This window comes from Pseudomonas sp. DSP3-2-3 (assembly GCF_049898225.1).
Lineage (GTDB): Bacteria > Pseudomonadota > Gammaproteobacteria > Pseudomonadales > Pseudomonadaceae > Aquipseudomonas.
Map to the genome: position 1 here is coordinate 1 of NZ_JAFCXH010000042.1, position 19,220 is coordinate 19,220.

The 19,220-nt window shown below is 61.4% G+C and carries 20 protein-coding genes; 4 read left to right on the forward strand and 16 right to left on the reverse strand.

What is annotated here, in order from left to right; genetic code table 11:
• Positions 1-184 precede the first annotated feature (184 nt).
• The 16 genes from ACP7E4_RS27845 to cbiE form a co-directional block, all read right to left on the reverse strand.
• Positions 185-490: an urease subunit beta gene (locus tag ACP7E4_RS27845; protein WP_426119179.1), complete on the reverse strand. Its 306-nt coding sequence runs from the start codon at positions 488-490 to the stop codon at positions 185-187.
• Positions 487-1,020, reverse strand: a complete 534-nt coding sequence (locus tag ACP7E4_RS27850; protein WP_426119177.1) for a GNAT family N-acetyltransferase — start codon at positions 1,018-1,020, stop codon at positions 487-489. Before ACP7E4_RS27850 ends, ACP7E4_RS27845 begins: the two co-directional genes overlap by 4 nt.
• A gap of 10 nt (positions 1,021-1,030) precedes the next feature.
• On the reverse strand, positions 1,031-1,576 hold the full coding sequence (locus ACP7E4_RS27855; RefSeq protein WP_426119175.1) for a GNAT family N-acetyltransferase: 546 nt from the start codon (positions 1,574-1,576) through the stop codon (positions 1,031-1,033).
• Positions 1,577-1,602: 26 nt separating this feature from the next.
• On the reverse strand, positions 1,603-1,905 hold the full coding sequence (locus ACP7E4_RS27860) for an urease subunit gamma (protein ID WP_020293711.1): 303 nt from the start codon (positions 1,903-1,905) through the stop codon (positions 1,603-1,605).
• Between the two features lie 133 nt (positions 1,906-2,038).
• Positions 2,039-2,878: an urease accessory protein UreD gene (locus tag ACP7E4_RS27865; RefSeq protein WP_426119173.1), complete on the reverse strand. Its 840-nt coding sequence runs from the start codon at positions 2,876-2,878 to the stop codon at positions 2,039-2,041.
• A gap of 49 nt (positions 2,879-2,927) precedes the next feature.
• Positions 2,928-3,626, reverse strand: coding sequence for an urea ABC transporter ATP-binding subunit UrtE (urtE, locus tag ACP7E4_RS27870; protein ID WP_065831826.1), 699 nt, complete (start codon positions 3,624-3,626; stop codon positions 2,928-2,930).
• Positions 3,627-3,737: 111 nt separating this feature from the next.
• Complete coding sequence (gene urtD, locus ACP7E4_RS27875) at positions 3,738-4,598, reverse strand: urea ABC transporter ATP-binding protein UrtD (RefSeq protein ID WP_426119172.1); 861 nt, start codon at positions 4,596-4,598, stop codon at positions 3,738-3,740.
• Positions 4,595-5,674 (reverse strand): urea ABC transporter permease subunit UrtC, encoded by a 1,080-nt coding sequence (urtC, locus tag ACP7E4_RS27880; protein ID WP_426119171.1) that lies wholly within the window; start codon positions 5,672-5,674, stop codon positions 4,595-4,597. The genes urtD and urtC overlap by 4 nt, the downstream gene beginning before the upstream one ends.
• Positions 5,674-7,254, reverse strand: coding sequence for an urea ABC transporter permease subunit UrtB (gene urtB, locus ACP7E4_RS27885; protein WP_426119169.1), 1,581 nt, complete (start codon positions 7,252-7,254; stop codon positions 5,674-5,676). Before urtB ends, urtC begins: the two co-directional genes overlap by 1 nt.
• Before the next feature lie 123 nt (positions 7,255-7,377).
• Positions 7,378-8,643, reverse strand: a complete 1,266-nt coding sequence (gene urtA / locus ACP7E4_RS27890; protein WP_020292680.1) for an urea ABC transporter substrate-binding protein — start codon at positions 8,641-8,643, stop codon at positions 7,378-7,380.
• 308 nt (positions 8,644-8,951) lie between these two features.
• Positions 8,952-10,340, reverse strand: coding sequence for a PepSY-associated TM helix domain-containing protein (locus tag ACP7E4_RS27895; protein ID WP_426119167.1), 1,389 nt, complete (start codon positions 10,338-10,340; stop codon positions 8,952-8,954).
• A gap of 98 nt (positions 10,341-10,438) precedes the next feature.
• Positions 10,439-10,873 carry a DUF2946 domain-containing protein gene (locus ACP7E4_RS27900; protein WP_426119165.1) on the reverse strand — a complete coding sequence of 145 codons (435 nt, stop codon included), beginning with the start codon at positions 10,871-10,873 and terminating at the stop codon, positions 10,439-10,441.
• 12 nt (positions 10,874-10,885) lie between these two features.
• A complete protein-coding gene (locus ACP7E4_RS27905; RefSeq protein ID WP_426119163.1) occupies positions 10,886-11,383 on the reverse strand; it encodes a copper chaperone PCu(A)C in 498 nt (165 codons plus the stop codon).
• A gap of 205 nt (positions 11,384-11,588) precedes the next feature.
• On the reverse strand, positions 11,589-12,314 hold the full coding sequence (locus ACP7E4_RS27910) for a cobalt-precorrin-6A reductase (protein ID WP_426119161.1): 726 nt from the start codon (positions 12,312-12,314) through the stop codon (positions 11,589-11,591).
• Positions 12,311-13,408, reverse strand: coding sequence for a cobalt-precorrin-5B (C(1))-methyltransferase (locus tag ACP7E4_RS27915; RefSeq protein WP_426119160.1), 1,098 nt, complete (start codon positions 13,406-13,408; stop codon positions 12,311-12,313). Before ACP7E4_RS27915 ends, ACP7E4_RS27910 begins: the two co-directional genes overlap by 4 nt.
• Entirely contained in the window at positions 13,408-14,610 is a 1,203-nt protein-coding gene (gene cbiE, locus ACP7E4_RS27920; protein ID WP_426119158.1) for a precorrin-6y C5,15-methyltransferase (decarboxylating) subunit CbiE, read from the reverse strand. Before cbiE ends, ACP7E4_RS27915 begins: the two co-directional genes overlap by 1 nt.
• A 130-nt stretch (positions 14,611-14,740) precedes the next feature.
• On the opposite strand from cbiE, the gene cobG reads away from it, so the two are divergent.
• From cobG to cobJ, 4 genes are read left to right on the forward strand one after another with little or no spacing between them, the layout of a single operon-like run.
• Positions 14,741-16,093, forward strand: coding sequence for a precorrin-3B synthase (gene cobG / locus ACP7E4_RS27925; RefSeq protein WP_426119181.1), 1,353 nt, complete (start codon positions 14,741-14,743; stop codon positions 16,091-16,093).
• A complete protein-coding gene (locus ACP7E4_RS27930) occupies positions 16,086-16,712 on the forward strand; it encodes a precorrin-8X methylmutase (RefSeq protein WP_426119156.1) in 627 nt (208 codons plus the stop codon). The genes cobG and ACP7E4_RS27930 overlap by 8 nt, the downstream gene beginning before the upstream one ends.
• Entirely contained in the window at positions 16,709-17,443 is a 735-nt protein-coding gene (locus ACP7E4_RS27935) for a precorrin-2 C(20)-methyltransferase (protein ID WP_426119154.1), read from the forward strand. Before ACP7E4_RS27930 ends, ACP7E4_RS27935 begins: the two co-directional genes overlap by 4 nt.
• Positions 17,443-19,146, forward strand: a complete 1,704-nt coding sequence (gene cobJ, locus ACP7E4_RS27940) for a precorrin-3B C(17)-methyltransferase (RefSeq protein WP_426119152.1) — start codon at positions 17,443-17,445, stop codon at positions 19,144-19,146. Before ACP7E4_RS27935 ends, cobJ begins: the two co-directional genes overlap by 1 nt.
• Positions 19,147-19,220: the final 74 nt, after the last annotated feature.

Below are 19,220 nucleotides of genomic sequence, written 5' to 3' on the forward strand. Positions count from 1 at the left end.
GCCTCTGCCTCGTTCAAGAAAGGCTTCGATGGCGGACAGCTTGAATTGTGTTGTGTACTTGCTCATGAAAAACACCCCAGAGGTTGGATGGGTGTCCAACTTTTGGGGTGCACTTCAGCGGCGTGAATTTTGTGGGAGCGAGCTTGCTCGCGAAGGAGGCGACGCGATGTATCGGGATCGGAGATCAAAGATCCCCCATCACCCGCCCGGCAAAGCCGAAAACCCGCCTCAACCCAGCCAGATCCACCAACTCGACATCCCGCGACTGACCTGGTTCGAAACGCACGGCGGTGCCCGCCGGGATGTTCAGGCGCAAGCCACGGCTGGCGGCGCGGTCGAAGGTCAGGGCGTCATTGGTTTCGAAAAAATGAAAGTGCGAGCCGACCTGAATTGGCCGGTCGCCGCTGTTGGCGACGTTCAGGCTGAGGGTGCGGCGACCGGCGTTGAGTTCAATCTCGCCGGGTTGAATCTGATATTGGCCAGGAATCATGCAGGTTGTCCCAGAGTCTTGAAATAGATGGCGGTGGGCGTGTAACGACCGTCCGGGCTTTGGCAATAGTTCGGCAGTTCGCCGACGCGGACGTAGCCCAGCGAGCGATAAAACGCTTCGGCGGGTGAACCGGCCTCGGTGTCCAGATGCAGCAGCCCGCGTTGATACTGCGCGGCGGCTTTCTCGACCGCCTGCATCAGTTGCTGGCCCAGCCCGCGTCGCTGTGCGTCATTGCGCACCAGCAGTTTCTGCACTTCAGCGCGGTTCAGGCCGTTGGGTTTCTGACACAGCGACAATTGCGCGCTGGCCAGCACCTTTTCGTCCTCGACCACGACCCAGAGCAACAGGCTGTTACTTTCCAGGTCGGTCTTGAGTCCGTCGCACCAGGCGTAGGCCTGTTCGACGTCCAGATCAGCCATGAAACCCACCGAGGCGCCGTTTTTCACAGCGTCCAATAGCAGCTCGACCAAACCATGGCGATAGTGTGCAAAGCTTTCGGCGTTGACGCGCCGTAACTGGGCAGGGTTCATGAGCGCCTCTCTAGATGTTCAATGTAGGGGCCAGCGAAGCCGGAGCCGAAGCGCCCGGCGTGATATCCAGTTGCATGAAGGTCAGGTCCAGCCAGCGGCCGAACTTGGTGCCGACCTGCGGCATATGGCCAGAAACGATGAAGCCTAGTCGCTGATGCAGGCGCACGGAGGCGGCATTGCCACTTTCGATGGCGGCGACCATCACATGCTTGTCACAAGCATGAGCGCGTTCGATCAAGGCTTTCATCAGCAGTGGGCCAAGGCCGTTGCCGCGTTGATCGGCGCGGATGTACACCGAATGCTCGACGGTATGGCGAAAGCCTTCAAACGGCCGCCAATCGCCAAACGACGCGTAACCCAGCACTTCACTTTCAGCGTCGACCGCGATCAGGATCGGATAACCCTGGGCTTGCCGCGCATCGAACCACGCCTGGCGGTTGGCCAGATCCACCGGCTGTTCATTCCAGATCGCGGTGGTGTTGAGCACCGCGTCGTTGTAAATCGTCATGATGCCCGGCAAGTCGGTTACCAGCGCATCGCGAATCAAGTCAGTCATGGTCTGTTCCACAATTCCCTATGGGGTCAGGCAATCGGTTGATGGACGGTAACCAGCTTGGTGCCGTCGGGAAACGTCGCTTCGACCTGGATTTCCGGGATCATTTCCGGGATACCTTCCATCACTTGCTCGCGGGTCAGCAGCGTCGTGCCGTAATGCATCAGGTCTGCCACGGTCTGCCCGTCGCGCGCGCCTTCGAGCAGCGCGGCGGAAATAAACGCCATGGCTTCCGGGTAGTTGAGCTTTACACCCCGGGCCAGACGCCTTTCAGCAACCAGGCCAGCGGTGAAAATCAGCATCTTGTCTTTTTCGCGGGGTGTCAGGTCCATTGTGCAGTCCGTATGAGCGATGAGTTACCTGTGGGAGCGAGCTTGCTCGCGAATCGGCAAGTCCGCTCGATACATCTACTGAGCCTGAAAAATTGCCTTCGCGAGCAAGCTCGCTCCCACGGATTAAATTGCGTCAGGTACTCCAGATCCTCGGCGCCAGCGCCTCGCGGCCTAACAATGCCGGGCGCAGCAGCTTCCATAATTCGATCAGCCAGGCCCGCGCATGCAGGGCTTCGTCAGCCAGGCAACGCGCCACCAGCAGGCCGGGCAATTGCGTCAGGTCGCCGCGCACCGGGTTGTTCAGCGAGCGGCAGGCTTCGAGCAGTTCGCTGTCCACTTCGCCGGTAATCAGCAGCGTGGCGAACACGGTCTTGCCGTCCAGACCAATCGGCGAGGCGAGCAAGCCATCGCCACCGATGATGCGTTGCCGTTCATGCCAGAGCAACCGGCCATCCCGGCGGATATCCAGATGCGACTGAAAATGCCCGCTGGTAAAACGTTCGCCGCTCGCAGGGCGACCCAGCGCCACGACGTCCCAATACATCAGCTTCGCGTCACCTCGCAGCTCGATGCGCGTGGTGAGTTCGGCCTGGGCGGCGCTGAATACGATGGTTTCCTGCGGCAGCCATTCCAGCGTCGCGCCGGCTTCGACGGTCAGATCAAGCTGCTGATACGCCGGACCGGCCGCGCGATACCACTTGGCCGCCCCAGGGCTGGTCAGTTGCGCCCAGGCGTCGGGCCCGACGTGGGCGCTGATATCCAGGCGATCGCCACCGGCAATGCCGCCGGGTGGATGAACAATGATGTGCTGGCAGACTTGCGGGCCTTCGGCATACAGGTGTTTCTGTACCCGCAGCGGGCCTTTGTGCCGCCGCTGGACCGGACGCGTGCTGTCGCCGAAACGCCCATAACCCAGCTCCAGCTCGGCATGCCAGCTAGGGGTGAACAACGCAGTGTGGGCGGGAAGATTCATCGGGTTTCTATCGCAATGTTCGTGGGCCTGCACCATAGCGCAATGCAGGTCAGATGGTTACCAGGCCGCGCACACCTTCGGCCTCCATGTTTTCGCCGCGTCCTTGCTGAACGATTTCGCCACGGGACATCACCAGATACTGATCGGCCAGCTCGGCGGCGAAATCATAAAACTGCTCGACCAACAGGATCGCCATGTCGCCACGTGCCGAGAGCTTCTTGATCACCGCGCCGATTTCCTTGATCACTGACGGCTGAATGCCTTCGGTGGGTTCGTCGAGGATCAGCAAACGAGGCCGGCTGGCCAGCGCACGGCCAATCGCCAACTGCTGTTGCTGACCGCCGGACAGATCGCCACCGCGTCGATGCTTCATTTGCAGCAGCACCGGGAACAGCTCGTAGATGAACGCCGGTACTTCCTTGGCTTCAGAGCCTGGAAAACGCGATAGGCCCATCAGCAGATTTTCTTCCACGGTCAGCCGCCCGAAAATCTCCCGGCCTTGCGGCACGTACGCGATACCGGCATGCACCCGTTGATGCGGCTTGAAACCGGTGATGGCCTTGCCTTCCCATTGCACCGCACCTTCCTTGGAAGGCAGCAGGCCCATGAGTACCTTGAGCAAGGTGGTCTTGCCCACGCCGTTACGCCCCAACAGGCACGTGACCTCGCCGACTTTTACGTCGAAAGACAAGCCGCGCAGAATGTGGCTGCCGCCGTAATATTGGTGAAGCTTTTCGACCTGGAGCATGCCTCGTTCCTCGAGAGCTATAAGCGGCAAGCTACAAGCCGCAAGAAAAAGCAGGGTCTTGCTAAGGCTTCTAGCTTGTCGCTTGCAGCTAGAAGCTTAAGGCTGGGCGCTTCAGCGCCCCAGATACACCTCAATCACCCTTTCATCCGCCTGCACATCGGTCAGCGAGCCTTCGGCCAATACGCTGCCTTGATGCAAAACGGTGACGTGATCGGCAATCGAGCCGACGAAGCCCATGTCGTGTTCCACCACCATCAATGAATGCTTGCCCGCGAGGCTCTTGAACAGCTCGGCGGTGAATTCGGTTTCGGCGTCGGTCATGCCCGCCACCGGTTCGTCGAGCAGCAACAATTGCGGGTCCTGAACCAGCAACATGCCGATTTCCAGAAACTGCTTCTGACCGTGGGACAACAAACCGGCCGGGCACTGCATGGAGCTGGTCAGGCGAATGGTTTCCAGCACTTCGTCGATGCGGTCGCGCTGTTCGCCGTTGAGTTTCGCCCGCAGGCTGGCCCACACCGATTTATCGGTTTTCTGCGCCAGTTCGAGGTTTTCGAACACGCTCAAGGCTTCGAACACCGTGGGCTTCTGGAATTTGCGACCGATCCCGGCCTGGGCGATCTGCACTTCGCTCATCTGCGTCAGGTCCAGGGTTTCACCGAACCACGCCTTGCCGTGGCTCGGGCGTGTCTTGCCGGTGATCACGTCCATCAGCGTGGTCTTGCCCGCGCCGTTGGGGCCGATGATGCAGCGCAGTTCGCCAACGCTGATGTATAGATTCAGGTCATTGAGCGCCTTGAAACCGTCGAAGCTGACGCTGATGTCTTCCAGGGTGAGGATCGTGCCGTGTCGGGTGTTCAGCCCTTTGCCGGCCGCTTGCCCGAGGCCGATAGCATCGCGGCTGGTGCCGATATCGGAGTTAGGGTTGAGGATCGGTTCGAGCATGAAAGCGGGCGTCGGGGTGGTTTTCATTGCTCGCTCCTTTTCTTGAGCAGGCCGATCACGCCTTTGGGTAGATACAGCGTGACGATGATGAACAGCGCGCCAAGGAAGAACAGCCAGTATTCCGGGAAAGCCACGGTGAACCAGCTCTTCATGCCGTTGACCAGACCTGCGCCCAGCAGCGGGCCGATCAGTGTGCCGCGCCCGCCAAGGGCGACCCAGACGGCAGCTTCGATGGAGTTGGTTGGCGACATTTCGCTGGGGTTGATGATCCCCACTTGTGGCACATACAACGCGCCAGCCAGACCGCACAACACCGCGCTCAAGACCCAGACGAACAGTTTGAAGCCACGCGGATCGTAGCCGCAGAACATCAGGCGGTTTTCCGCGTCGCGCAGGGCGGTCAGCACCCGGCCGAACTTGCTTTGCGCCAGACACCAGCCGACATACAGGCTCGCCACCAGCAAGATCACCGTCGCCAGAAACAGCGTCGCCCGCGTGCCCTGGGAACTGATGCTGAAGCCGAGAATGCTGCGGAAGTTGGTAAAGCCGTTGTTGCCGCCGAAGCCGGTTTCGTTGCGAAAGAACAGCAACATGCCAGCGAAGGTCAGCGCCTGAGTCATGATCGAAAAATACACGCCCTTGATCCGCGAACGGAAGGCGAAGAAGCCGAACACCAGCGCCAGCAAACCGGGCGCCAGGACCACCAGGCACATGGCCCAGAGGAAGTTGTCAGTGCCGGTCCAGTACCACGGCAGCTCGGTCCACGACAGAAAGGTCATGAACGCGGGTAAACCATCGCCCGCTGCTTCGCGCATCAGGTACATACCCATGGCGTAACCGCCGAGGGCGAAGAACAGGCCGTGGCCTAACGACAACAGCCCGGCGTAACCCCATACCAGATCCAGCGCCAGGGCGACGATGGCGTAGCAGAGAATTTTGCCCACCAGCGTCAAGGTATACGCCGAGACCTGCAAACCGTTGTCGGCAGGCAGCAGCGAAAGCAGCGGCAGCGCCAGCAGTACGGCCAGCACCAGCACGCTCACGGCAATCGTGCTTTTAGTGCCGATTTTTTGTGCAGCAGTGACCATCAATGGTTGATTCATCAGTCGATCACCCGTCCTTTGAGCGCGAAGAGGCCTTGCGGACGTTTCTGGATAAACAGAATGATCAGCGCCAGGATCAGGATCTTGCCCAGCACGGCGCCGATTTGCGGTTCGAGAATCTTGTTGGCGATGCCCAGCCCGAAGGCCGCCATCACGCTACCGGCCAGTTGCCCGACACCGCCGAGCACCACCACCAGGAATGAATCGATGATGTAGCTCTGGCCCAGGTCCGGGCCGACGTTACCGATCTGACTCAAGGCTACGCCACCCAACCCGGCAATCCCGGAGCCAAGCCCGAACGCCATCATGTCGATGCGCCCGGTGGGCACGCCGCAGCAGGCGGCCATGTTGCGGTTTTGGGTCACGGCCCGTACGTTCAGGCCCAGGCGCGTCTTGTTCAGCAGCAGCCAGGTCAGCACCACCACGAACAACGCGAAGGCGATGATCACGATGCGGTTGTACGGCAGCACCAGATTGGGCAGCACTTGAATGCCGCCGGACAACCATTCCGGGTTGGCGACTTCAACGTTCTGCGCGCCGAACGCCAGGCGCACCGCCTGGATCAGCATCAGGCTGATGCCCCAGGTGGCGAGCAGGGTTTCCAGCGGACGGCCATAAAGATGGCGGATTACCGTGCGCTCCAGCGCCATGCCGATGATCGCCGTGACAAAAAACGCCACGGGCAGCGCGATCAATGGGTAGTACTCGATGGCGCCGGGCGCATAACGCTGAAACATCAGTTGCACGACATACGTCGAGTACGCCCCGAGCATGAGCATTTCGCCGTGGGCCATATTGATCACGCCGAGCAAGCCGAAAGTGATCGCCAGACCCAGCGCAGCCAGCAGCAGAATCGAACCCAGCGACATGCCGCTGAAGGCCTGACCGAGAATCTCGCCGATCATCAGTTTACGGTTCACCTGCGCAAGGCTGGTTTCCGCCGCCATGCGCACGCTGGCGTCGGTTTCAACGCCGGGAGTCAGCAAGGTTTCAAGGCGCGTGCGGGCCAGCGGATCGCCGGTTTCGCCCAGCAGGCGCACTGCCGCCAGACGCACGCTCGGGCTGGAATCCACCAGTTGCAGATTGGCCAGCGCCAGAGTCAGTGCTGTGTGTACGGCGTCGTCCTGTTCGGCGGCGACCTGTTGGCTGATAAACGCCAGTTGCGCCGGGCGCGCGCTTTTTTGCAGTTGCAGTGCGGCGGCCAGACGCAGTTTTGCATCGGCCGCCAGCAGTTGGTGACTGGCCAGCGCGGTATCGACCAAGCCACGCAGGCGATTGTTCAGGCGCAATTTGCGCGGTTCATCAGGGGTTGCGGCGTCAGAGGCGGGCGCATCGACGGCCACGTATTTGTCGCCGGTTTCAATGTACGCGCGCTTGCTGCCATCGGCCGCGACACGGCCATCTTGCAAGGCGTTGATCAGCTTAATGCGTTCCGGCACAGGTTTGGCAGCCCAGGCTTCGAGCAGCTCGGCTTGTTGCGTGGAACTGGCCGCGACAAAATCACCGGCATCGCTGGCGTGAGCTGCCATTGGCAGCAGCAGGGCGAGGGTGAAGATGACGCGGTAGAAGGCGTTGGGCATGTTGGTGACCTGGATGTGTGGGAGCGAGCTTGCTCGCGAAAGCTATGTTCCAGACATCCAGAGATGTTCTGAATGTGCCGGCCTCTTCGCGAGCAAGCTCGCTCCCACAGGGGATAACCGCTTTTAGTTACTCTTCACCGCATGATCCGGCTTCTTGTCGTTGCCAGGGATGTACGGGCTCCATGGCTGGGCGCGGATCGGCTCTTTGGTCTGCCAGACGACGTTGAACTGACCGTCGTCCTGGATTTCGCCGATCATCACTGGCTTGTGCAGGTGGTGATTGGTCTTGTCCATGGTCAGGGTGTAGCCCGACGGCGCTGCGTAGGTCTGGCCGGCCATGGCTTCGCGGACTTTATCCACATCGGTGGACTTGGCTTTCTCGACCGCTTGCGCCCACATGTGGATGCCGACGTAAGTGGCTTCCATCGGGTCGTTGGTCACGGCCTTGTCGGCGCCCGGCAGATTTTTCTTCTTGGCGTAGGCTTTCCAGTCAGCGACGAACTTCTTGTTGACCGGGTTCTCAACGGACTGGAAGTAGTTCCAGGCGGCGAGGTTGCCCACCAATGGCTTGGTGTCGATGCCGCGCAGTTCTTCTTCGCCCACCGAGAACGCCACGACCGGTACGTCGGTGGCTTTCAGGCCCTGGTTGGCCAGCTCTTTATAGAACGGCACGTTAGAGTCGCCGTTGACCGTGGAGATCACCGCCGTCTTGCCGCCCGCCGAGAACTTCTTGATGTTGGCCACGATGGTTTGATAGTCAGCATGACCGAACGGGGTGTAGACCTCTTCGATGTCCTTGTCCGCTACGCCTTTGGAGTGCAGGAAGGAACGCAGAATCTTGTTGGTGGTGCGCGGGTAAACGTAGTCGGTGCCCAGCAGGAAGAAACGCTTGGCGGCACCGCCGTCATCGCTCATCAAGTACTCGACCGCAGGAATCGCCTGCTGGTTAGGCGCTGCACCGGTGTAGAACACGTTTGGCGACATTTCTTCGCCTTCGTATTGCACCGGGTAGAACAGCAGGCCATTGAGTTCTTCGAACACTGGCAACACTGATTTACGCGACACCGAAGTCCAGCAGCCGAACACCACGGCGACTTTGTCCTGGGTCAGCAGCTGACGGCCTTTTTCCGCGAACAGCGGCCAGTTGGAAGCCGGGTCGACGACCACTGCTTCGAGCATCTTGCCGTTGACGCCGCCCTTGGCGTTGATTTCGTCGATGGTCATCAACGCCATGTCTTTGAGTGAAGTCTCGGAGATAGCCATCGTCCCGGACAGCGAGTGCAGGATGCCGACCTTGATCGTCTCGGCGGCCTGAACAGTCCATGTCATGCCCATGGCGGCGATTGATGCGGACAGGGTGAAAGCTTTGATCAAACTGCGACGCTTCATTGGGCTAGCTCCATTCACTTGGTTTTTTCAGGAGGGCGAGTCAGTTGCCTGAAAGCTTCTAAGCAAAGGCTATGCCCAGCCGGCCAAGTGGAGCCAATTAGCGACCCAGAGCGGTTGGTTAACGACTGTGACGCACCGTGATGGCGCTTTTAAAAAGCCGTGGTGCGGCCAGCGACCGCAATTGGTGCGCTGGCCATGCGGGTGACCCGTGGGAGCGAGCTTGCTCGCGAAGGCAATATTTCAGGTCCCCTAAAAGTACTGGATGTACTGGTCCCTTCGCGAGCAAGCTCGCTCCCACCTTATCCAGCTCAAGCCACCGCAGTCTCTTTGCCGAACCGCGACAACACCAACCGATCCAGCAGATAAACCACCACCAGTGAAGCGCCGACCAGCGGGAAAGCCACTGCCAGGACGAACATGATGACCATGGCTGATTTCCAGCGGGGCAAATCGTGGCGCAGCGGCGGGACGCCCAATTTGCCTTGTGGGCGACGTTTCCACCAGATCACCAGGCCGCTGACCGAGCCGAGCAGGATCATTACGCACACCAGCAGGATCAGCATCTGGTTGATCCAGCCGAAAAACTTGCCTTCGTGGAGCATCACGCCCAGTTCGGTGGCCTTGGAGACGGTGCTGTAATCGGCCCAGCGCACGTCGGCCAGAACCTTGCCGCTGTATTGATCGATATGCAGCGTCGCGTCATTGCGCGGGTCGTCGGCAAACACTGAAACGGTGAACACGCCATCGGCGGTTTTCGGTTGGGTGATGCTGTAACCCGGCTCGATACCGCGTTCGGTGGCGATGTCCACCACCTGTTGCAGCGACACTTTCGGCGCGGCTGGCGCGGCGGACATGCCCGCATGGTTCATATGTTCGGCATGCTCGCCAGTCGAGACCGGCATCGGCGTGTTTTCCAGCGCCCAAGGCACCGTCTGGCCGGTAGGGGTGTTGAGTTCGCCAGCCTGCTTGTCGGACTTGGGCACTGCATTCCACATCGCCGCTGGAAAGGTATTCCACAAATCGGCGTACTGCTTGCCCCACATGCCGGTCCAGGTCATGCCGCTGATCAACATGAACAGCAACAACGCCGATCCCCAGAAACCGGTCACCGCATGCAGATCGCGCCACATCAGCCGGCCGCGTTTGCTCAAGCGCGGCCAGAGCACACCAGCGCCGGAACTGCCACGCGGCCACCAGAGATAAAGCCCGGACACCACCAGCATGATTCCCCAACCGGCCGCCAGTTCGACGAGCCGGTCGCCAATCGTGCCAATCATCAGCTCGCCATGCAGCGCGCGAGCGATGGCTTGCAGGTTGTCCTTCGCGTCCTGAGTGCCAAGAATCTCGCCGCCGTAAGGGTTGATGAACACATTCACTTCACGGCCAGCTTCCTGCACGACAAATTGCGCACTGCCTTGGGCACTCAACGGTGGCAGGTATTTGCTGATTTTCGCCTGTGGAAAACTGCTCAGAACGCGTTGCTGCAACTGGTCGGCACTGAGTTGATGGTGGCTCGGCGTGACGTTCAGCAAATCGCTGTACATCAGGTTGTCCAGCTGCGGCTTGAACAGATAAATGATGCCGGTCAACGACAGCAGGATCATGAAGGGTGCGACGAACAAACCGGCATAGAAATGCCAGCGCCACGCAAGGCTATAGAAGGAAACAGGCGGTTTGGAGACGGTCTGTATGGACATTTTTTGCAGCGCTCTTATCAGGCACAACACACGACGCCGCCCGCCCAGAACCGACATGAATGTTCATGGGCCTGAGCGGGTGCGTAATCGAATAGGATTTATCGCGTGGCGAAGAGCGGCGGGGCGCGGCTGCGGGCGTTGGGGAAGATGCTGCGCTGGGCGTGGCCCGTTTGCGTGGAGGCGTTGTAAAAGTCGGCCGGATTGGGCGGCGCCAGGGCCGTGATCGCCAATGCGCTGGTGATCGCCGGGCAACTGAACAGCAAGGTGCAATAGCCACACTTGGCCCACAGCACATGATCGACGCTGGCTTGTTCAGCCGTGGGATCGGCTTGATGGTGAGCCCCGTGGTCGGCCGGCATGTCCATGGACGCCGGCATCGCCATGCTCATGCCCGCGTGCTGATCCATCGGCACCGCTTGGGAAACCAGCGGGCCGATGAAAATCATCAGCATGGCAAACAGGCTCAGCCAGGCACCCCGGGATTTCCGAGGCTGCAAGGTGGCGCTGTTGCGGAGCGGGCGCGGGTTGCTCAAATCAGATGGGCATCAATGGTTATGCGTTGCTGGTGTCGGCGCTTGCTTGAGCACCGCGACTTCGACAGTCACGTCGCCGGATTTTTCGAAGTGCAGTGTCAGCGGAAAGTGCGCGCCTTCGATGAGCTTCGATTTGTCCTTCAGGTCCAGCAGCATCACGTGATAACCCATGGGCGCGAACGTCGCATCGCCACCGGCCGGAATCTCGACGAGCTGTACGTGCTGCATTTTCATCAGGCCGTTGGCGTGAACGTGCTCGTGAAGCTGCGCCGTTGCGGCAATCGGCGTGTCGACGCTGAGCAAACGGTCAGGCTGCTGGCCGCCATTATGGATGACGAAATAAGCAGCGACGGTGGGCGCATTGGGCGGCAGTTCCATGGACCACGGCTGGCTGATACTCAGTTCGCCCGATTTAAAATCTTCGGCAATGGCGAAGCTGGCGGGCAGCAGAAAACTCACCAGCGCTGCAATGCAGGCAATCCAGACCGATGTCGTCCGTGGTTGTGACATGGCGGGTTCCGTTCCTGTTTTGGGGGAGTGCAGCTATTTAGCCTTAAAGCCCGGCAGATGTAAAAAGCCCAAGGCGTGGCGGGATGTCGCGGCTTAAAGAGAGCGGACCCGTGGGAGCAAGCTTGCTTGCGAAGGCGATGTTGCAGGCCCCGACGACTCTTTGAATGTACTGGCTTATTCGCGAGCAAGCTCGCTCCCACAAAGATCATCCCAATGCATTTAACAACGCCTGCACCGACGCAAACTCCCGATCCACCTCCGGCAACTGCGGCCGCTTCACTATCAGCACCGGCACTTTCAACTCCCGCGCCACCTCAAGCTTGGCCTCGGTTGCGCTGCCGCCGCTGTTCTTGCTGATCAGCACGTCGATATTGCGTTGGACAAAAAGGGCGCGTTCGTCATCCAGCAGGAACGGTCCGCGCGCGCCGAGCACTTCGCAGCGCGAGTGCTGGGGCAAGTCGCGCAAGGTGTTTTCCAGAGCGCGCAGGGTCCAGAACTGATGTGCCGGGATTTCATCCAGATGCTGCAACGGCTCGCGGCCCAAGGTGAACAGCGGTCGCTGGAACGGAGTCAGCGCCTGAATCAACTCCGCCCAGTCGCTGATTTCGCGCCAGTCATCGTCCGGCCCGGCTTGCCATGCAGGGCGGCGCAAGGCCCAACACGGGATGTCGCTCAGTTGTGCGGCCTTGGCGGCGTTGTGACTGATTTGCGCTGCGTAGGGATGGGTCGCGTCCAGCAACAGATCAATATCGTGTTCGCCAATGAATCGGGCCAGGCCTTCAGCGCCGCCGTAACCTCCGACGCGCACCTCGCAGGTCAGGTCAGTCGGCACTCGCCCAACGCCCGCCAGGCTGTAGATATGGTGCGGCCCCAGCGTGCGGGCAATCGCCAGGGCATCGGCAACACCGCCGAGCAGTAATATGCGTTTCATTCCGAAACACCCGCCTGACCGACGATGCCGCCCTGGCGGTCGATCGCAAAAACTTCGACCTGAACCTGCGTCGGCACCATGCTGCGGGCGAAATCCAGCGCGTGCTGACAGACCACATCGCCCAACGCAATACCGAGCGCGGCGCTGATGGCCAGTGCCTGTTGGCTGGTATTGCACTCGCAAATCGCCTGTTGCAGCGCGTCATCGGCACCGGCATCGGCGGCCCAGCGCGCCAGTTGCGGCAGGTCGATGCTGGAATGGCGGCTGTGCAGATCCATATGGCCTGCTGCCAGTTTGCTGATCTTGCCGAAGCCGCCGCAGATGCTCAGTTTGTTCACCGGAACCTTGCGCAGATGTTTGAGCACCGCGCCGATGAAGTCGCCCATCTCGATCAAGGCGATTTCCGGCATCTGATAATGGCGGCGCATGGTGTCTTCGCTGGCGTTGCCGGTGCAGGCCGCGATGTGCAGATAACCGTTGGTCTTGGCGACGTCGATGCCTTGGTGGATCGAGGCAATGTAAGCCGCGCAGGAAAACGGCCGGACGATGCCGCTGGTGCCCAGAATCGACAGCCCGCCAAGAATGCCCAGCCGCGGATTCATGGTTTTCAGCGCCAGCGCTTCGCCGCCTTCGATGCTCACCGTGATTTCAAAGCCGCCGCCGTAGTTCATTTCGTTAGCCAGCACTTGCAGGTGTTCGATGATCATCCGCCGAGGCACCGGGTTGATCGCCGGTTCGCCGACCTTCAGCACCAGACCAGGCCGCGTGACCGTGCCAACACCAGGTCCCGCGATAAAAGTCACGGTGGGAATGTCCAGCAGCCGGACCATGGAAGACACCAACGCGCCATGGGTTACGTCCGGATCGTCACCTGCGTCTTTGATAGTTCCGGCTTCGGCGCCATCGGCGCACAGGCGGCAGAACTCCAGACGCATCTGCACCTGCGTGCCCTTGGGCAGGACGATCTGCACCGCGTCGTTTGCCTGACCAGCGAGCAACAGGCGCGCCGCCGCCAGACTGGTCGCCGTGGCGCAACTGCCAGTGGTCAAACCGCTGCGTAGCGGTGCGGGTTGTTCGGCGGTTTCGTCGCGCATCAGGGTTTGACCACATCCAGAAGGGTGATCGGCAACGCTTGTCGCCAGGTATCGAAATCGCCCAAGGGTTTGGCGTGGGCAATGTGAATGCGGGTCAGTTCGCCGCCATGCAGTTCGCGCCAGGCCATCAACGTGGCTTCGCTTTGCAGGGTGACGGCATTGGCGACCAGCCGCCCACCAGAGCGCAGCTGCTGCCAGCAGGTGTCGAGCACGCCGGGTCGCGTGACGCCGCCGCCAATGAAAATCGCATCAGGGCGCTCCAGCCCAGCCAGGGCCGTCGGCGCACTGCCGCGCACTAATTGCAGGCCCGGCACGCCCAGCGCATCGCGGTTGAATTCGATCAACTGCTGGCGGCCTTCGTCGGCCTCAATCGCCAACGCCCGGCAGCTCGGATGGGCACGCATCCATTCGATGCCGATGGAGCCGCAACCGGCGCCGACATCCCAGAGCAATTCACCCGGTACCGGCGCCAGTCGCGCCAGGGTAATCGCCCGCACGTCGCGCTTGGTCAGCTGGCCGTCATGTTCGAAGGCGGCATCCGGTAAACCGGCCAAGGGCGACAGGCGCAGGGCCTGAGCGTCGGCGCGACAATCGATGGCCACCACGTTGAGCGCAGCAATTTCCGGATTGGCCCATTCGCTGGCCAGTCCTTCAATACGTCGCTCGGCGGTTCCGCCCAGATGTTCCAGCACTGTCATGCGGCTAGGACCGAACCCGCGCTCGCGGAGCAAACCGGCAATGGCGGCGGGGCTGTTGCCATCATTGCTGAGAACCAGCAAACGCACGCCGTTATGAAACTGCGCATTGAGTGCGGCCAATGGACGCGCCACCACCGACAGCGTGACGACTTCCTGCAACGGCCAGCCCAGACGCGCGGCGGCCAGGGAATAAGAAGAGGGCGCGGGCAGGATCAGCATTTCGTTGATATCGACCACGCGGGTCAGACTCGCGCCGACGCCGAACAGCATCGGATCGCCACTGGCCAGCACGCAGACCTCGGCGCCGCGCTGCTCCAGCACCGGATTCAGGGAAAACGGACTGGGCCAGGCGCGGCGTTCGGCCTGGATGCACGGGGGCAGCAAATCCAGCTGGCGCGGACCGCCAAACACCTGATGCGCGCGCAGCAGAGCGTGCCGCGCGTTCTTGCCCAGGCCTTTGTAGCCGTCTTCACCGATTCCCACGACTGTCAGCCAAGGCGACATTTAATTCCCTCAATCCGAGTCTTCCGACAGAGCGGCTTTTCATGCCTGCGGACAAAGCAGGCATAATACCGCGCCCAAGCGGCACAAGTGGCCTATTCACGTGCAGTCCAGTTCCAGCCATGGTGATCCATTGACCGATCCGACGCCCGCCCGTCCGCCCTCGATATCTCTACGCCCCTCGGCTTGTCCGGGGTTGCTGCGTATCGTCGCGGCGCTGGATGGCGGTATCTGCCGCATCAAGCTGGCGGGTGGTTCGATCACTGCGCCGCAAGCGCTGGCCGTTGCCGAGGCTGCGCAGCAGTACGCCCATGGGGTGATCGAAGCGACCAATCGCGGCAATCTGCAAATTCGCGGCATCGGCGAACAGCAGGACGCGTTGATCCAGACCCTGCTGGGTGCTGGCCTCGGGCCGAGCAACCTGGAGAGCGACGACGTGCGCAACCTGATGCTCAGCCCCAGCGCCGGGCTCGATCCTCAGATGCTGTTCGATACGCGCCCACTGGCCGCGCAGATCCTCGCGGCACTGGAAAGTAATCCGCGCTTTCACGATCTGTCGCCCAAATTCGCCATCTCGCTGGATGGCGGCGAAGGTCTGGTGATGCTGGAACATCCTCACGACCTGTGGCTTTGCGCATTGCAGATCGAAGGCGAAACCTTGCTGGCCTTCGGCTTTGCCGGTTGTCCGGGGCAGGATTCGCCTTTGGCTGCGGTTCCTATTGAGCACGGCCTGGAACTGGTGCTGGCTGTGCTGGAGCTGTTTCTGGATACTGCCCGGCCCGAGCAAGTGCGCATGCGTCAGTTGCTGGCGGAAACACCGGCTGAACAGTTGCTCGAACACCTGGCGGCGCGTTTGAGCGTGGCCCTGAAAATTGATCAAAAAATAACCGATTGGCGGCGGGCAAGCGTGGCAACCGATCAGCACATCGGCATTTATCCACAGCGTGAAACCGACAAAGTAGCCGTCGGTGGCGTGGCGCCGTTGGGGCGACTGGATCCTGAGATGCTCACCGCCATCGCGCAGCTGGCCGCTGAAATGGGCGATGGCAGTTTGCGCCTGACGCCCTGGCAAAGCGTGTTATTGCCCAATATTCCGACAGAACAGGCGCAAGACGTGCTGTCGAGGCTGCAAGCGGCAGGGCTGCTGTGCTCTGCCGAGCAGGCCTTGGCGCACATGATTGCCTGCACCGGCTCCACCGATTGCAGCAAAGGCCTGGCCGATACCAAGGGCGATGCGCGAATCCTGGCCGCGCAATTGCAAAAAAACGGCCTCAGCCGCCCCGTGCATCTGACGGCCTGCAAGCGTTCCTGCGCAGCCGCCCATCGCGCGCCGGTGACGTTGCTGGCGGTGTCTGCCGGCCAATACGACCTTTATTTTTGCGATGCAGAACAACCCGGTTTCGGCGTTCTGCGGGCGCGTGACCTCACTATTGAAGCAGCCGGCGCGTTGTTGATCGCCGACTCACGGAGCAGCACCCATGATTGATTACATCCGCGACGGGCAGGAGATTTACCGTAACTCCTTCTCGATCATCCGTGCGGAAGCGCGCCTGGACACTATTCCGGCGGATCTGGAAAAACTCGCCGTGCGGGTGATTCATGCCTGCGGCATGGTCGAGGTCATCGAAGACCTGCGCTTTTCGCCCGGAGCGGGCAAGGCCGGGCGCGATGCCTTGGCGGCCGGGGCACCGATCCTGTGCGATGCGCGCATGGTGTCCGAAGGCATCACCCGCACCCGGTTGCCGGCCAACAATCAGATCATCTGCACGCTGCATGATGACGGCGTGCGGGAACTGGCGCTGGAGCAGGGCAACACCCGCTCCGCCGTGGCGCTGGAACTGTGGCGCCCGCATCTGGAAGGCAGCGTCGTGGTGATCGGCAACGCGCCGACCGCGCTGTTCTATCTGCTGGAAATGCTCGACGCTGGCGCGCCCAAACCGGCACTGATCCTGGGTTTCCCGGTGGGCTTCGTCGGCGCAGCGGAATCCAAGGCGATGCTTGCCGCTGACAGCCGTGGCGTGCCGTTTGTCATCATGCAGGGCCGTCGCGGCGGCAGCGCCATGGCGGTGGCTGCGGTCAACGCCTTGGCCACGGAGATCGAATGATGCAGGCACGCGGTCGATTGATTGGCCTGGGCGTCGGCCCCGGCGACCCGGAACTGATTACCGTCAAGGCGCTGCGCCTGTTGCGCGAGTCGCCGGTGATCGCCTATTTCGTCGCCAAGGGCAAGAAAGGCAACGCCTTCGGCATCATTGAAGGTCATTTGCAGGACGCCCAGACGCTGATGCCGCTGGTTTATCCGGTCACCACCGAGGCGCTGCCCGCGCCGATGTCCTACGAACAAGTCATCAGCGATTTCTACGACGCATCCAGCGCCGACGTGGCCGCGCATCTGGATGCCGGACGCGATGTAGCCGTTATCTGCGAAGGCGACCCATTCTTCTACGGTTCCTACATGTACCTGCACGATCGTCTGGCAGACCGCTATGAAGCCCAAGTCATTCCGGGCGTGTGCTCGATGCTGGGCGGCGCTTCGGTGTTGGGTGCGCCGCTGGTGTACCGCAATCAGAGCCTGTCGGTGCTGTCCGGCGTGCTGCCCCATGAAGAACTCAAGCGCAAACTGGCCGACGCCGACGCGGCGGTGATCATGAAACTGGGGCGCAACTTCCCGAAAGTCCGGCTGGTGCTGGAAGAGCTCGGTCTGGCCGAGCGGGCTTTGTATGTGGAGCGCGCCACCATGGCCAATCAGAAGATCGTGCCGCTGGATCAGGTCGAACCCATGTCCTCGCCATACTTCTCGTTGATCATTGTTCCCGGCGAAAGGTGGCAAGGCTGATGGCCCACAACACACCCGCCATTGTCATTCTCGGCAATGGCAGTTTGGCCACGGCACGGCGGATTCAGCAGGTTTACCCCGACGCGTTGATTCACGGCCTCGTGGAGCGGGTTCAGGGTGCAGACCGAACTTACAGCGAATTCGGCGCCACCTTGCGTCAGATTTATCAGCAGGACACGCCGATCATTGCCTTGTGTGCGGCGGGAATCATCATCCGCACCCTCGCGCCGCTGTTGCTGGAAAAAGGCGCTGAGCCGGCTGTGCTGGCAGTTGCCGAAGACGGCAGCGCCGTCGTGCCATTGTTGGGCGGGCTGGGCGGCGTCAACGTCATGGCTCGGGAAATCGCCGCCGGTTTGGGTATTGCAGCGGCCATTACCACCAGCGGCGAATTGCGCTTCGGCACGTGCCTGCTCAACCCGCCCGCCGGTTATGCCTTGGGTGATCTGGAGCTGGGCAAGCGGTTCGTCTCCGATTTGCTCTCCGGCGAAAGCGTGCGCATCGAAGGTGTCGCGCCATGGCTGGCCAAGGCGCAACTGCCCGAAAACGACCAGGCGCAATTGGCGATTCACGTGGGCAGCGCGGAGCGCGAGCCTTCACAACATGAGCTGCTGATCTACCCGCGCAGCGTCGCCGTGGCCGTGAGCGCAACGCTTCCGCAGCTGGCCGCCAATGTCCGTGCCGCGCTGCATGAGGCCGGGATCGCCGTGCAATCCCTGGCCTGCCTGCTGGCGCCCGACGCGCAGATGGCCGACCCGCTGCTGCATCAGGCCGCTGCCGAACTGGCGGTGCCAATTCGGTTTGTCGCGGCAGCGAGCGCGAGCGACATGGCGATGCAAGCCGTGCCGCAATTGTTGCCGCCGATCAGTATCAGTGAATACCTGGCAATCGTTGTCGCCCCGCAGCCTCTGGATGTTGACCAGATTGGTCGCGGGCGCGGCAGGCTGGCGGTCATCGGCCTCGGTCCCGGTGCCGCGGATTTGATGGTGCCCGCAGTCAAGGCCGAACTGGCTCGCGCCAACGACGTGCTCGGTTACGAAACCTACGTGCGCATGGCCGGGCCGTTCCGTGCCGATCAAGTGCTGCACTGCACCGACAACCGCGAAGAAATGCAGCGCGCCCGACATGCCTTCGAACTGGCGGCGTCGGGGCGCAGCGTGGTGATCGTGTCTTCGGGGGATCCCGGCGTGTTCGCCATGGCCTCGGCGGTGCTGGAAGCCTTGCACGAATCGAGCAATGCCGATTGGCATACGGTTGAACTGAAAATCCTGCCGGGGGTTTCCGCCTCGCTGGCGACCGCTGCGCAAGCTGGCGCGCCGTTGGGCCATGATTTCTGCGTGATGTCGCTTTCCGACAACCTCAAGCCGTGGGACGTCATCGAAAAGCGTCTGGACCTGGCCTCGCAAGCCGATCTGGCTCTGGCGTTCTATAACCCGATTTCCCGTTCACGCCCGTGGCAACTGGGCCGCGCGCTGGAAATCGTCCGCCAGCACCGCACGCCTGAAACGCCTGTGACATTGGGCCGCGACATCGGCCGTCCCGGCCAGACCTTGCGCATCATCACCCTGGGCGAACTGACTCCGGATCAAGTGGACATGCGCACCATGGTGTTGATCGGCTCTTCGACGACTTGTGTGTTTCCGCGGCCCGATGGCGGTACCTGGGTGTATACGCCGCGTTGGTATGGGGGAAAACCGGGCGGTTGAGGTTGCTCCGGTTTTTCGCCGGTCATGATCTTTGGCAGAGTCGTCTATCAGCAAAGGATCATGGCCTGATTACA